Origin of the sequence: Mesorhizobium sp., assembly GCF_004962925.1 — a bacterium.
In the GTDB taxonomy this organism is placed as follows: Bacteria; Pseudomonadota; Alphaproteobacteria; order Rhizobiales; family Rhizobiaceae; genus Mesorhizobium.
The window spans coordinates 1-14,552 of sequence record NZ_SUEO01000163.1 but is presented as its reverse complement, the minus strand read 5'-3'; the positions used below and the strand labels follow the sequence as shown (position 1 = coordinate 14,552).

Genomic DNA, 14,552 nt, shown 5'->3' with positions numbered 1-14,552 from the left:
CTCTGATGTCGTCGACTTGATCGGGTCGGCGACGGCGACGATGCCGGCCAGTTTCTTGCCGACGGCGACGAACATTACCGTCTTGCCCTCGGCCTGCAGGGTCTCGGTCTTAGTGGAGATGGATGCGATATCGATGCCGAGATCGGCCATCATCGCGGCGTTGCCGAGCGCGACCTTCTTGCCCGACACCGTGCCGGAAACGCCCTTGCCGGTGACCGCCTCGAAATCGCCGGCGTCGGGAACCTTTACCCCGCGCTCACGGGCACCTTCGACGATCGCCTCGGCCAGCGGATGCTCCGAGCCTTTTTCCAGGCCGGCGGCAAGTGCCAGCAGATCATCTTGCGTGATGCCTTCGGCAGCGACGACGTCGGTCAATCTCGGCCGGCCTTCGGTCAATGTGCCGGTCTTGTCGACGATCAGCGTGTCGACCGAGGCAAAGCGTTCGAGCGCCTCCGCGTCCTTGATCAGCACGCCGGCATGCGCGCCGCGCCCCGTGGCGGTCATGATCGACATCGGCGTGGCAAGCCCCAGCGCGCAAGGACAGGCGATGATCAGCACCGAGACCGCCGAGACGATGGCAAAGATCAGGCTGGGTTGCGGCCCGAAGATCGCCCAGGCGATGAACGCAACGATCGCAACCACCACGACGGCCGGGACGAAATAGAAGGAGACGCGGTCGGCCAGGCCCTGGATCGGCGCGCGCGAACGCTGCGCCTTGGCGACGAGCTCGACGATCCGCGCCAGCGTGGTCTCGGCGCCGATCCTCTCGGCGCGCATGATCAGCGAACCGTTCTTGTTGAGCGTGCCGCCGGTGAGGGGGGCGCCTTCAGTCTTTTCGACCGGCAGCGGCTCGCCTGATAGCATCGATTCGTCGATGGAAGAGCGGCCTTCCAGCACGATGCCATCGACCGGCACGGCGTCGCCGGGGCGGATGCGCAGGCGATCGCCGGCCTTGACCGTGTCGAGCGGCACGTCGTTTTCGGAACCGTCCTCGCCAATCAGCCGAGCGGTCTTCGGCGCGAGGTCGAGCAGCGCGCGAATCGCCGAGCCGGTTTTTTCTCGGGCGCGCAATTCCAGCACCTGGCCGAGAAAAACCAGCGCCACGATGACGGCGGCCGCCTCGAAATAGACCGGCACCGTGCCCTCATGACCGCGGAACTGGTGCGGAAATATATCCGGGAACAGCGTGGCGACGACGCTGTAGAGATAGGCGGCACCAACGCCGAGCGAGATCAGCGTCCACATGTTGGGACTGCGGTTGAGAACCGAATCCCAGCCGCGATGGAAGAAGGGAAAGGCGGCCCACAGCACAACCGGGCTCGCAAGCGCCAGTTCCACCCAGACCTTCGCCGAATCCTCGATGAAGGCGCTAAACGTCACGCCGAGCATCGGCGCCATGGCGAATATCAGCAATGGTACGGACAACACGGCACTCACCCAGAAGCGCCTGGTGAAATCGACCAGTTCCGGGTTCGGCCCCTCATCGCCTGATGGTACGCCCATCGGCTCCAGCGCCATGCCGCAGATCGGGCAGGCGCCTGGTTTGTCGCGGACGATTTCGGGATGCATCGGGCAGGTGTATTGCGTGCCTTTCGGCATTGCCTGAGGCTCTGGCTTGTCGCCAAGATACTTTGCCGGCTCCGCCTCGAATTTCACCTTGCAACCGGCCGAGCAAAAATAGAAGCCCTGGCCTTCATGGCGGGAAAAATGCTTCGCGGTGGCACGGTCGACACGCATGCCGCAGACCGGGTCGGTGGCCGTAAGGTACTTTTCCGGCTCGGCCGCGAATTTCGAACGGCAGCGCTCGCTGCAGAAATGATAGAGATGGCCGCCATGCTCGGCTGTCGGCTTGCCGGCGGCCGGATCGATGGTCATGCCGCAGACCGGATCGCGAATGACCGCGTCGGCGACGGACGGAGCCGCTTTCGCCGAGCAGCAGCCGCTATGCGCGTGATGGTCGTGGTCGGAATGGGTCATGCGGAGAAGCCTCTCTGTCTCGATCTTGAAACGGAGGTAGTGCTTCCAGTGACTGGAAGGTCAAGGGCCAATTTCAACCTTTCGTGCCGAGGTGTATGCCGGATGGGCCTGGGTCGGAAAATCCGCACCCAACCGCATCCATATGCTATGGACGCCACCACTCTTGGCTAACCGCATGACGCCGTTCAAATGAAATGCCTGGTCATCAATCTCGATCGGTCCCGCGACAGGCTCGCCCATATGACGGCCGAGTTTGCCAGTCTCGGCGTTCAGTTCGAACGGGTTGCGGCGATCGACGCGCAGGATCGGCCGGACCTCGCTCGCATGCCGCTGCGTGTCAAGCGCAAGTCGTTGCTGCGCCTGACCGACGTCGAGATCGCTTGTCTCCTCAGCCACAAAGCCTGCTGGGCGATCATCGCGGCCGGCGACGATGCCTACGGTGCCGTCTTCGAGGACGACATCGTCTTTTCCGCAAAAGCCGGCGCATTGCTTGCCGATACCGGCTGGATTCCGGCCGATGCCGATATCGTCAAGCTAGAGACGTTCTTCAAGAAAACCACGATCGCACGCAGACACGTTTCTGCAGGCCGCGGCTTTTCCGTGTCCAGGCTTCACAGGATCCACATCGGGACAGCCGGCTACATAGTTTCAAGGCAGGCCGCGCACGACCTCATCAGTGCCACCGAGGATATCGGCATTCCGGTCGATCACGTCGTCTTCAATCCGGGCTTGGCAACATCGTCCAGCAAGACCATCTATCAGCTTGTTCCAGCGCTGTGCGTCCAGGACCAGTTCCTGGGCGACAAGGCGATCGGGCTGCCAAGCCTGCTCAAATCGGAGCGGAGCGACCAGTGGGCTGCAATCGGCATGGTCAAAAGACACAAGAAGGCGGGAGCCAACAAGATCAAGACCGAGGTCAAGCGGATCGTGCAGCAGATTGTCGACCTCTGCCGGCTGCGGCAGGAGACGATCATCCCATTCGACTACCGTGGAGAGCGTGTCCGTCCGCCCCATACCCAGCGCCGCGAAAACGCGCTATAGACGCCGCCGAAACGGCGAGGCCGATCTGCACACATGGCAAAAATCTCCCTAAAGCTCGATGAACTGATCGACGGCGAAGCCTTGCGCCGCGAGATGACCGCGCTGACTGCGGCCACGGCAGGCGACGGCTCCGGCAAGACCGCGCGCGCCGGTGTTCTCCAGCTTCTCAAGGGCAGGCTAGCAGCCGGCCGCGCCATCGCCGAACGCATGCTGATGGACGATGGCAGCGGTACCGCCTGCGCCGCCCGGCTGTCGCATCTTATGGACGAGATCATCCGCGCGCTCTACGATTTCGCCGCCACCCATGTCTATCGCGTCAAAAACCCGTCATCGGCCGAACGCATGGCCGTCGTTGCGGTCGGCGGCTATGGCCGCGGCACGCTGGCGCCGGGATCCGACATCGATCTCCTCTTCCTGCTGCCCTACAAGCAGACGCCATGGGGCGAGCAGATCGTCGAATACATGCTCTACATGCTATGGGATCTGGGGCTGAAGGTCGGCCACGCCACCCGCAACATCGACGAATGCCTGCGGCAGTCGCGCACCGACATCACCATTCGCACCTCGATCCTGGAAGCGCGTTTCCTGTGGGGCGAGCAGAAGCTCTATGACGAGCTCTTGCAGCGTTTCGACCGCGAGGTGGTGCGCACGACCGGGCCCGAATATGTGCAGGCCAAGCTTGCCGAACGCGACGAACGCCACGCCAAGGCCGGCGAAAGCCGCTATTTGGTCGAACCCAACGTCAAGGACGGCAAGGGCGGCCTGCGCGACCTGCAGACGCTGTTCTGGATCGGCAAATACTTCTACCGGGTGCGCACCGGCGAGGAACTGGTCGACAAGGGCGTCTTCACCGACGGCGAATACAGGGAATTCCAGAAGGCCGAGGATTTCCTGTGGGCGGTGCGCTGCCACATGCATTTCCTCACCGGCAAGGCCGAGGAACGGCTGCATTTCGACATCCAGCGCGAGATCGCCGAACGGCTGGGCTACACCACGCATCCGGGCCTGTCGGCGGTCGAGCGTTTCATGAAGCACTACTTCCTCGTCGCCAAGGATGTCGGGGACCTCACCCGCATCTTCTGCGCCGCGCTCGAGGAAGAGCAGGCCAAGCATGTGCCGGGCTTCAACCGCATCTTCCTCACCTTCTCGCGCCGCAAGCGCAAGCTTGCCGGCACGTCCGATTTCATTATCGACAACCATCGCATCAACATCGCCGACGACCAGGTGTTCGAGCGCGACCCGGTCAATCTCTTGAGGCTGTTCTGGTTCGCCGACAAGCATGGGCTTGAATTCCACCCCGATGCACTGAAGCTGCTGACCCGTTCGCTCGGCCTCGTCGGCAAGGCACTCAGACGCGACGAGGAAGCCAACCGGCTGTTCCTCGACATATTGACGTCGGACCGCAATGCCGAACTCAATCTCAGGCGCATGAACGAAGCGGGTCTGCTGGGAAAGCTGATCCCGGATTTCGGCAAGATCGTCGCCATGATGCAATTCTCGATGTACCACCACTATACGGTGGACGAGCATTTGATCCGCTGTATCGGCGTGCTGGCCGAGATCGAGCGCGGCGACGGTGAAAAAACCCATCCGCTTTCCCACACGCTGATGCCGGGGCTGAAGAAAAGCCGTGAGGCGCTCTATGTCGCGGTGCTTTTGCACGACATTGCCAAGGGGCGGCCGGAGGACCATTCCGAAGCGGGGGCACGGATCGCACGGCGCATCTGCCCGCATATGGGGCTGTCGGCGGCCGACACCGAAACGGTCGCCTGGCTGGTCGAGAACCATCTCGTCATGTCGATGACGGCACAGACCCGCGACCTCAACGACCGCAAGACGATCGAGGATTTCGCCGCGACCGTGCAGTCGGTCGAACGGCTGAAACTGCTGCTCGTCCTCACCATCTGCGACATCAGAGGCGTCGGGCCGGGCGTCTGGAACGGCTGGAAGGGGCAGTTGCTGCGCACGCTCTACTACGAGACCGAATTGCTGTTGACCGGCGGGTTTTCGGAAGTGTCGCGTGCGATGCGCACCGCGGCAGCCCGCGAAAAGCTGGCCGAGGCGCTTGCCGATTGGCCGGAAAAGGCCCGCAAGCGCTATGTCGGCAAGCATTACGAGAATTATCTGCTGACGGTCGATCTCGACGACCAGCTTCGCCACGCCGAATTCATCCGCGAGGCGGATGCTGCGGGCAAGAAGCTCGCCACCATGATCAAGACCCACCAGTTCGAGGCGGTGACCGAGATCACCGTGCTGGCGCAAGACCATCCCCGCCTGCTTTCGGTCATTGCCGGCGCCTGTGTGGCGGCCGGCGGCAACATCGTCGATGCGCAGATCTTCACCACCTCCGATGGCCGCGCGCTGGACACCATCCTGATCTCGAGGGAGTTCGACCGCGACGAAGACGAGCGCCGCCGCGCCGAACGCGTTGGCCGCCTGATCGAGGACGTGCTGTCGGGCAAGAGCTGGCTGCCTGAGATGATCGAAAAGCGCACCAAGCCGCGGCGCGGCGCCAAGGTGTTCCGCATCCAGCCGCGCGCCGAAATCCGCAACACGCTGTCGAACCGGTTCTCGGTGATCGAGGTCGAGGGGCTGGATCGGCCGGGCCTGCTGTCGGAGATCACCGGGGCGTTGTCCGACCTGTCGCTCGATATCGCGTCGGCGCACATCACCACCTTCGGCGAAAAGGTCATCGACACGTTCTATGTCACAGATCTCACCGGCCAGAAGATCGACAGCCCGACGCGCACGACCGCCATTCACAACAGGCTGATCGCGGCCCTCGAAGGCACCGTGCCCGAGCGCGGAGGCAAGGCCAAGGCCGCCGCCGAGTGAACGCCGGCCTCGATTTTTCCCCATCACGCAGGCAATCTCCGCACAAATGAGCCCATCTTCACAACAATGAGCCTGGTCAAGAAATTCGCGACGGTCGCTTCCGGCACGCTGATGAGCCGCGCCCTCGGTTTCGGCCGTGAAATGCTGATGGCGGCCGCACTCGGCACCGGGCCGATCGCCGACGCCTTCAACGCCGCCTTCCAGTTCCCCAACACCTTTCGCAGGCTGTTTGCCGAAGGGGCCTTCAACGCCGCCTTCGTGCCGCTCTTCGCCAAGGAGATCGAGACGCACGGCACTGACGGCGCCAAGCGCTTTTCCGAAGAGGTGTTCGGCGTGCTGTTCACGGCGCTGCTGGCGCTGACCATCGCCATGGAACTGGCGATGCCGCTGATCGTGCGCTACCTGGTGGCGCCTGGCTTTGCCGACACGCCGGGAAAGTTCGAGATGACGGTCGGGCTTGCGACCATCATGTTTCCCTACCTGATCTGCATGTCGCTCGGCGCCATGATGGCCGGCATGCTGAATTCGCTGCGCCGCTATTTCGCCGCCGCGGTGGCGCCGGTGTTCCTCAACATCATCCTGATCGGCGTGCTTGCCTATGCCTGGTACAAGGGATCGGACGCGCGCACCGTCGGCTTTGCGCTGGCCTGGGGCGTGCTGGCGGCGGGACTGGTGCAACTGGCGATCGTCTGGGTGGCGGTGCGCCATGCCGGCATCTCGATCGGTTTCCGCCGGCCAAAGATGACGCCCAACGTCAAGCGGCTGCTGATTCTGGCGCTGCCGGCGGCGATCACCGGCGGCATCACCCAGATCAACCAGGTGATCGGCACGGCGATCGCGTCGGCGCAGGACAGCGCGGTGTCATCGCTCGCCTATGCCGACCGCATCTACCAACTGCCGCTTGGCGTCGTCGGCATCGCCGTCGCCATCGTGCTCCTGCCCGAGCTGTCGCGGGCGCTGAAATCCGGCAATCTGATCGAAGCGGCTAATCTGCAGAACCGATCGGTGGAGTTCACCTTGTTCCTGACCTTGCCGGCGGCGGCGGCACTGCTGGTCATGTCGGAGCCGATCGTGGGGCTGGTTTACGAACGCGGGGCGTTTGCCGCCAACGGCTCGACGCCAATCGTGGCGGCGATCCTGGCGATCTTCGGCCTGGGCTTGCCGGCCTTCGTGCTGATCAAGGCGTTCACCCCCGGCTATTTCGCCCGTGAGGACACGCGCACGCCGATGATCTTCGCCGCCATCTCGGTGGCGGTGAACGTCACCACCGCGCTGACGCTGTTTCCGTCGATGGGTGCGCCGGGCATTGCCGTCGCCTCGGCCGTCGCCGGCTGGGTCAATGCGCTGATGCTGCTCGGTGTGCTGATCCGGCGCGGCCATTGGGGCCGCGACGTGCCGCTCATGAGACGCATCCCACGGCTGGTGCTGTCGGCGGCGGTGATGGGGGCGGCGCTCTATTTTGCCGAGCACTGGTTTGCTGCCCAACTGGCTTCGGGCTCACCGCTGATCATCAAGACCACGACGCTTCTTGCGCTGGTCGCCGGCGGGGCATTGCTTTACTTCGTCACCGCCTTCGCCACCGGCGGCGCCGATTTCGGCATGATCCGGCGCAACGTCAGGCGCAAGGATTCGCCGCCGATCAGGGAACAGTCTCCAGATCCGTGAGCCGGGACTGCCGAGCGCGAGCTCGCGCGCGCCGCCGATGGTTTCAACCTCCGGTAGTTTCAACTTGACATGTGACGGCAATTATGCTAGGAATTTATTCATTGTGCTGAGTTGCGCCAATGACCCGCCGGCGAGGCGGGTTTTTTCATTCATGCTTCGGCAAAAAGTGCCTTCCGCGGCGTTTTGCCAAGCTGAGCCCGAAGCTCTGCGTCTATCCAACCGCCTCTTGATCCTCTCTCCGCTCTCGTCCATAAGCGCGCCGTCGAAAGACTTTCGCCGCGCGCGAAACGGCCCTCCACAAGCCATGGGGACATCATGACCGCCTTTGAGCCACCCGCCTTCAAGCCACTCGTCTTTTCCGGCGTCCAGCCGACCGGCAATCTGCACCTCGGCAACTATCTCGGCGCCATCAAGAAATTCGTCGCCCTGCAGGACACCTCCGATTGCATCTATTGCGTCGTCGACCTGCATTCGCTGACCGCGCAGCTCGTGCATGAGGACCTGGCAGATCAAACGCGTGCGATCACCGCGGCGTTTCTCGCTTCCGGCATCGACCCGAAGAAGCACATCGTCTTCAACCAGTCGCGGGTCATGCAACATGCCGAGCTTGCCTGGATCTTCAACTGCGTGGCGCGCATCGGCTGGATGAACCGCATGACGCAGTTCAAGGACAAGGCCGGCAAGGACCGCGAGAACGCCTCGCTTGGGCTGCTTGCCTATCCGAGCCTGATGGCGGCCGACATCCTCGTCTACCGCGCCACCCATGTGCCGGTCGGCGATGACCAGAAGCAGCATCTGGAGCTGACCCGCGACATCGCGCAAAAATTCAACAACGACTTTTCGGACCGCATCGCCGGCCTTGGCGTCGGCGTCGAGATGAAGGTCGGCGAGGAGACGGTGAACGGCTATTTCCCGCTGACCGAGCCGATCATCGGCGGACCGGCGGCGCGCATCATGTCGCTGCGCGACGGCTCGAAGAAGATGTCGAAGTCGGATCCGTCGGACCTGTCGCGCATCAATTTGACCGACGATGCCGACACCATCTCGAAGAAGATCCGCAAGGCCAAGACCGACCCGGAGGCGTTGCCCGGGGAATTGGACGGCCTTGCCGGCCGGCCCGAAGCGGAAAACCTCGTCGGCATCTATGCGGGTCTCGCCGAGATATCGAAGGAGGCGGTGCTGAAAGAGTTCGGCGGCCAACAGTTCTCTGTGTTCAAGCCGGCGTTGGCCGACCTTGCCGTGGAAAAGCTGGCACCGGTCGCCGGTGAAATGCGCCGCATTTCCGATGACCGCGCCTATGTCGACGCAGTGCTCAGGGATGGTGGCGAGCGCGCCGGACTATTGGCCGAGGCGACGATGAAGACCGTGCGCGACATCATCGGCCTGCTGCAAGGCTAATCTGCCACCTGATACCGCTACATCCGCCGGTCGCTTGCGGCCGGGCTGTGGCGGTGGCAGATTGCGAACCGAAACCGTCGAACAGGGTGAATATGGTCTCCAAACGCCTCAGCCGCGAAGCCGGCCACCGCCGTAAGTTCCTGGCGATCATCGACGACACGCCCGAATGCGAGCGGGCCGTCGTCTACGCCTCGAAGCGCGCGCAGAGCACCAACGGCGTGCTGGTGCTGCTCTATGTGATCGAGCCGGACGATTTCCAGCATTGGCTGGGTGTCGAGAAGATCATGCGCGAGGAGGCTACAGCGACGGCTCGCGCGGCCCTGGACAGCTATGCCAACAAGGTGCGCCAGAAGCTCGGCATCGAGCCGGAACTGGTGGTGCGCGAAGGCAAGCCGACGGAAGAGATCCACAAATTGATCGAAGAAGACCAGGATATCGCCATCCTCGTTCTGGCGGCCGGCGCCGGCAAGGAGGGGCCGGGACCGCTGGTCGGCGCGGTCGCCGGCAAGGGCGCCGCCTTCCCCATCCCGGTGACGGTGGTGCCGCAGAACCTGTCAGACGAAGAGATCGACAGCCTGGCCTGAGATGTGCTGATATTCAGGTGATGCCGGCCTGCAAATGGCGGCTTCCTGCGCTTCCGGTGCTCACGTACTTTAAGTGCGCTCCGCTCCGGTTCTCGGAAACCATCATTGTCGGCTCGGCCTGACCTGAATCTCAACACATCTCAAAGCGTTTCAGGGCGCTAGCAAAACATTCCGCCAGCCAGCCCGTTCCAGCGATGGCTTTCGCTTGAATGTCCTGCCGATAAGGCCTATTTAGAATTATTCCAAACTATCTGCCCGAATGGGCACGGAGACGTCCATGTTCATCCAGACCGAATCGACACCAAATCCGGCGACATTGAAATTCCTCCCCGGCAAGGAAGTGCTTGTCGAAGGCACCGCAGATTTCCGCGATGCCGACAGCGCCGCCTCAGCTTCGCCGCTGGCCGGCCGGCTGTTCGAGATCCCGGGCGTCACCGGCGTCTTCTTCGGCTATGATTTCGTCACCGTGACCAAGGACGGTCCCGACTGGCAGCATCTGAAGCCGGCGATCCTCGGCGCAATCATGGAACACTTCATGTCCGGCGCGCCGGTGATGGCCAAGGCCGGTCCCGCCGCCGAGACCAGCCAGACCGGCGAATTCTACGACAAGGCCGACGAGGAACTGGTTATCACCATCAAGGAACTGCTCGACACGCGGGTGCGCCCGGCCGTCGCCCAGGACGGTGGCGACATCACCTTCCGCGGCTTCGAGAACGGCACCGTGTTCCTGCACATGAAGGGCGCCTGCGCCGGCTGCCCGTCATCGACGGCGACGCTGAAACACGGCATCCAGAACCTGCTCCGGCATTTTGTGCCCGAGGTGCAGCAGGTCGAGCAGGTCTCTTAAGGACTCCATTCGCCTTCGCGCGACAACAAAAAACCGGGCCAAAGTGCCCGGTTTTCTGTTCTGCGACGTCCATTGTTGCCTAGACGGTCCGCGTATGAAAGTCTTCTTGTCTGACCATGATCTTTTCCGAAAACCGGTTTCCCCTTTTCGGGATCATGGTCACAAAACTATAACCTTGGCGCCGACCGAGGTGCGGTCGTAAAGGTCGATGATGTCCTGGTTCATCAGGCGGATGCAGCCCGACGACATCGCCTTGCCGATCGAGTTCCATTCCGGGCTGCCATGCAGGCGGTAGCCCATGTCGCCGCCCTTGTTGAACAGATACAGGGCGCGGGCGCCGAGTGGGTTCGTCAATCCAGGCTCCATGCCGCCGGCAAACTTGGCGAGCTCCGGCTGGCGCTTGATCATTGCCGAAGGCGGCGTCCACGTCGGCCATTCACGCTTCACCGCGATACGGGCGGTGCCGCGCCATTCAAAACCCTCGCGGCCGACGCCGATGCCGTAACGCATCGCCTCGCCGCCGCCCATGACGTAATAGAGAAACTTGTTCTGCGTATCGACGACGATGGTGCCTGGCTTTTCATCGGTGTCGTAGCTCACCACCTGCCGGCGGTACTTGAACGGCACCTTTTCGATCGGAATGCGCGGCAGTTGATAGCCCGCATCGGTTATCGGGCCATAGTTGTTGGTGAAGATTTGCGAGCCGATGGTGCTGCAACCAGCGATAGCGGCCGACAGCGCAAACGCAGCGACGATTGCAAATGGCTTCATGCGCATGAAAAGGTCCGATGCCCCGCCCAAAATAGTGCGGCTCGAGTCGGCCGCTTTGTCGTCATCATTCATGCTGGCATTTGCTTTGCTTGCCAAGCGCGCGATGCCTATATGCAGGGGCTTACGCGCCGGTAAGTGCGTAACTGTGGCTTTTCGGCAACGGCCTTCGCTAGATTGTGAAGGAAATTCAATGGGGCGGCTCGCCGGACCGCCGAAAGTCGAGGAACTGTCATGAATGTCGGAGATGCCGCCCGCCGTTCCGGCCTGCCGGCCAAGACCATCCGCTACTATGAGGAGATCGGCCTGATCCGTCCTGCGCGCGCAGGCAACGGCTACCGCGACTATTGCGGCGACGACATCCACCGGCTGACTTTTCTGCGCCGCGCGCGCAATCTCGGCTTTTCTATCGACGACTGCCGTCAATTGATGGCGCTCTACCAGGACGGCAGCCGCGCCAGCCATGACGTGCGCGAGATCGCCGCCGCGCATGTGACGGCAATCGAGGAGAAGGTGCGCGAGCTGCAGTCGATGCGCTCGACCTTGCAGAAGCTGATCCATGCCTGCCACGGCGACGACCGGCCGGACTGCCCGATCCTGGACGATATTGCAGGGGCTGCGCTGACTGGAGATAAAATCGCCTCCGCGGCGGCATGAGCGACCAGCCTCCGACACTCCGCGAGGCCGCAAACGGGCGGCTTTTATGACCCCGGCGGGCGATACCGGATCGACTTCGCCTTCCCAAGCGCTTGCATCGTCTCTTCGACGCTTAAGAGAACGGTGGTCTCGTACGAGCTGAGCGCCCCGCCCGCACCGATAGCCAGCATGACAGATGCCATCGAAACATTGTCTGGAGCCTCCCACAGATTCCAGCCATCGTGCTCTCCGAAGGCGTACCAGAACCCGTGTAGCTTTCCGCCCACCGATTCGATGTAGGAACGGGCCGCCTCGCGGCGATCCTCGGGGTTTTCGATCAAGCGCGCCCAGGTTTCGGGCGTATAGCTGAATTGCGTGAGATACATCGGCATGGTTCGTCTCCTCCCAGAGCTGCCCCCAACGAATGTAGTAAAACGCCCGATACGGGAGAAGGCGAGTCGTTTCCGGGGCGTAGTACCGCTGGCTTAGTTGCGGGGCCGCTAATGGAGGTGCTTCATGGCCTTTTCTTCAGGGAGTAAGGTCAATGGCAGCCTATCTTATTGCTGATGTCGACATAACCGATGCCGCCGTTTTCGAGGAATACCGCCGGGATGTACCAGCAACCGAGGCGCGCTATGGGGGAAGGTACATCGCCCGCGGCGGAGCCACCAAAGTGCTGGAAGGCGATTGGGAACCTCATCGCCTGGTCATTGTCGAGTTCCCGGACATGGCTTCGCTCATGTCATGGTACGACTCTCCAGAATACGGTCGGCTCAAAGCTATCCGCAAACGCTGCGCAAGGACGAGGATCATTGCTCTGGAGGGCGTGCCGCTCGCCGGTTAAAAGGCCGGGCTGCCAACCGGATAATCGCCTAGGAAAGGCCATCCGGGGGTCGACAGGTTGACTAACCGCTGATGGATTAGGCATAGAGGCGCCAAGGTCTGAGGGCGAGACGGTGACGCATCGGTCTGCAAAACCGACGTAGTGGGTTCAATTCCCACTGGCGTCTTTGGACAAGATCGTCCATGCACAGAAACTCACTGCCGAACAGATAAAAGAACTGGTGCGCAGGCAGCGTAAAGAGACTAAGGAATGACCGGAGGGCTGAGATCACTTTAACGTGTCAGACTTCTTGGGAGTCTCTGGCATGCTGAAACCCTTCAAGAGCAGCAAAATCCTCATCGCCCGCGCACTCGAACACTTCAACCAGTTCCAGCATGTCGAGCGCGGAATTCTCGCCAAAAAGCCATACAGTTTCTTTACCGACATCGATCCAGAGACCGGCGAGACACGCTGCAAGGTCAAAGTCGTCACCGATCTTGGCGACAAGCTTCCTGTGATCGCCTTCGATATTGTCAATTGTCTGCGGTCTTCCCTTGACCACGCTGTCTACGATAGTGCTCGGGCACTCGGCGGCAACCCAAAACCGAGCGGGACCAAGTTCCCCTTTGGGAAGACCGCCGCTGATGCCCGCGCCGATCTGGATCGATACAAGGGGAATGAGGTTCCTGTAGCGATTCGACCGTTCCTCCTCGCTTTCGAGCCATACCAGGGAGGGAAAGAAGCCATCTGGGAGCTTAACGAGCTTCGTAATCAGAAGATTCATCGGATACTTCAGGCCGTGGCAGTCGGCAGCGGCGGCGTCGGCTTTGGGAATGGCTACATCGCCAATGCCACGATCTCTACCGCCTCTGAATGGGAACACGTGAACGGAGAACTGACGTACATGCGGCTTCAGCCCGGTGCGAAAATGCAAATTCAGGTAAACCCCACCATCAGCATAGGCTTTGGCGATATCGGTCTTTTCGGCACGAAGTCGGCCGTAGAAATCATTGGCGATTTCCTTAAAATAATCGAGCGCATCGTTCTCGCTATCGAAGTGGAGACGAAGCGCCTCATCGTCTAACCGCGAAAGCGCATCAGCAAAAACATCAGCCGGCCTGTCGGGGATCATTCCTATTTCCTTCGCGGGTTTGTCAGCCAGATAATCGCCTAAAGAAAACGGGTTCAAACCGTGAACAGAATCTGGCATGGTGCCTCCATGCCAATCATCTCGCCTGTCCCCCTCAACCCGCTCATCGACGGCCGCCAGTCGGAGCGCGCCATGCTCGTGCGGCGCGGCGTGCAGCGGCTGCTCAAGGAAATGGGCGCGCATATGCTGCCCGAACTGGCGCTGGCGACCGGGCGCCGCGCCGACCTCGTCGCACTGACCCGCCAGGGCGACATCTGGATCATCGAGATCAAATCCTCGATCGAGGATTTCAGGGTCGACCGCAAATGGCCTGACTACCGGCTGCACTCCGACCGCTTCTTCTTCGCCACCCATCCCGGCGTGCCCTCGGAGATCTTTCCGCAGGAATGCGGTTTTATTCTCTCCGACGGCTACGGCGCCGAAATCCTGCGCGACGCGCCCGAGCACCGCATGGCGGCGGCGACGCGCAAGGCGCTGATGCTGAGGATCGCGCGGGCCGGTGCATCGCGACTGCTGGCGGCGGAACTCGCCGGCGTCTCGGTGCCGGCGCTGGAGGGCGAGAGCGAGTAGCTGGCGGTTGGCGAAAGCCGAAGCGACATCCGATCTCCCCCAAGGGGGAGATGTCCGGCAGGACAGAGGGGATGCGAAGGATCGCCAATTTTGACTTAAACCCCTTCCGAATCGGGAGCTGGCTGAGGACGTGGTTGCGGTTGGCTGGCAGGCCGGCGGGACAGCACCCCCCCTCTGCCCTGCCGGGCATCTCCCCCGCAAAGGGGCAGGGGAATCGCATATGGCGATTTTGGGGTTGAGTTTAGGCTGAGAAAGGAT

The 14,552-nt window shown here is 62.1% G+C and carries 13 protein-coding genes; 9 read left to right on the top strand and 4 right to left on the bottom strand.

Going from position 1 to position 14,552, the window contains the following annotated elements:
* Window positions 1–1,977, bottom strand: a 1,977-nt coding sequence (locus E5W87_RS25855) for a heavy metal translocating P-type ATPase (RefSeq protein ID WP_292404104.1), incomplete at its 3' end; no start/stop codon positions are given.
* A gap of 189 nt (window positions 1,978–2,166) precedes the next feature.
* On the opposite strand from E5W87_RS25855, the gene E5W87_RS25850 reads away from it, so the two are divergent.
* The 6 genes from E5W87_RS25850 (at window position 2,167) to E5W87_RS25825 (ending at window position 10,347) form a co-directional block, all read left to right on the top strand.
* The gene (locus tag E5W87_RS25850; protein WP_292404103.1) at window positions 2,167–3,018 is read left to right on the top strand and encodes a glycosyltransferase family 25 protein; all 852 of its coding nucleotides are present in this window, start codon (window positions 2,167–2,169) and stop codon (window positions 3,016–3,018) included.
* Between the two features lie 33 nt (window positions 3,019–3,051).
* Window positions 3,052–5,853: a [protein-PII] uridylyltransferase gene (locus E5W87_RS25845; protein ID WP_292404102.1), complete on the top strand. Its 2,802-nt coding sequence runs from the start codon at window positions 3,052–3,054 to the stop codon at window positions 5,851–5,853.
* Window positions 5,854–5,919: 66 nt separating this feature from the next.
* Entirely contained in the window at window positions 5,920–7,518 is a 1,599-nt protein-coding gene (murJ, locus tag E5W87_RS25840) for a murein biosynthesis integral membrane protein MurJ (protein WP_292404100.1), read from the top strand.
* Between the two features lie 315 nt (window positions 7,519–7,833).
* Entirely contained in the window at window positions 7,834–8,916 is a 1,083-nt protein-coding gene (gene trpS, locus E5W87_RS25835; protein ID WP_292404097.1) for a tryptophan--tRNA ligase, read from the top strand.
* Window positions 8,917–9,008: 92 nt separating this feature from the next.
* Window positions 9,009–9,500: a universal stress protein gene (locus E5W87_RS25830; RefSeq protein WP_095483040.1), complete on the top strand. Its 492-nt coding sequence runs from the start codon at window positions 9,009–9,011 to the stop codon at window positions 9,498–9,500.
* A gap of 277 nt (window positions 9,501–9,777) precedes the next feature.
* Entirely contained in the window at window positions 9,778–10,347 is a 570-nt protein-coding gene (locus E5W87_RS25825) for a NifU family protein (RefSeq protein ID WP_095483050.1), read from the top strand.
* A gap of 159 nt (window positions 10,348–10,506) precedes the next feature.
* On the opposite strand, the gene E5W87_RS25820 is transcribed toward E5W87_RS25825, so the two are convergent.
* Window positions 10,507–11,124 carry a L,D-transpeptidase gene (locus E5W87_RS25820; RefSeq protein ID WP_292404095.1) on the bottom strand — a complete coding sequence of 206 codons (618 nt, stop codon included), beginning with the start codon at window positions 11,122–11,124 and terminating at the stop codon, window positions 10,507–10,509.
* Window positions 11,125–11,349: 225 nt separating this feature from the next.
* Here E5W87_RS25820 and cueR point away from each other — a divergent pair, with 225 nt between their 5' ends.
* Window positions 11,350–11,772, top strand: coding sequence for a Cu(I)-responsive transcriptional regulator (gene cueR, locus E5W87_RS25815; RefSeq protein WP_292404092.1), 423 nt, complete (start codon window positions 11,350–11,352; stop codon window positions 11,770–11,772).
* A gap of 44 nt (window positions 11,773–11,816) precedes the next feature.
* Here cueR and E5W87_RS25810 read toward each other — a convergent pair whose 3' ends face one another.
* Window positions 11,817–12,143, bottom strand: coding sequence for a GYD domain-containing protein (locus E5W87_RS25810; RefSeq protein ID WP_127317621.1), 327 nt, complete (start codon window positions 12,141–12,143; stop codon window positions 11,817–11,819).
* 152 nt (window positions 12,144–12,295) lie between these two features.
* Between E5W87_RS25810 and E5W87_RS25805 the strand changes: the two genes are divergently transcribed.
* A complete protein-coding gene (locus E5W87_RS25805) occupies window positions 12,296–12,595 on the top strand; it encodes a DUF1330 domain-containing protein (RefSeq protein ID WP_292404088.1) in 300 nt (99 codons plus the stop codon).
* 280 nt (window positions 12,596–12,875) lie between these two features.
* Here E5W87_RS25805 and E5W87_RS25800 read toward each other — a convergent pair whose 3' ends face one another.
* Window positions 12,876–13,784: a hypothetical protein gene (locus E5W87_RS25800; protein ID WP_292404085.1), complete on the bottom strand. Its 909-nt coding sequence runs from the start codon at window positions 13,782–13,784 to the stop codon at window positions 12,876–12,878.
* A gap of 9 nt (window positions 13,785–13,793) precedes the next feature.
* On the opposite strand from E5W87_RS25800, the gene E5W87_RS25795 reads away from it, so the two are divergent.
* A complete protein-coding gene (locus E5W87_RS25795) occupies window positions 13,794–14,294 on the top strand; it encodes an MmcB family DNA repair protein (RefSeq protein ID WP_292404082.1) in 501 nt (166 codons plus the stop codon).
* Window positions 14,295–14,552: the final 258 nt, after the last annotated feature.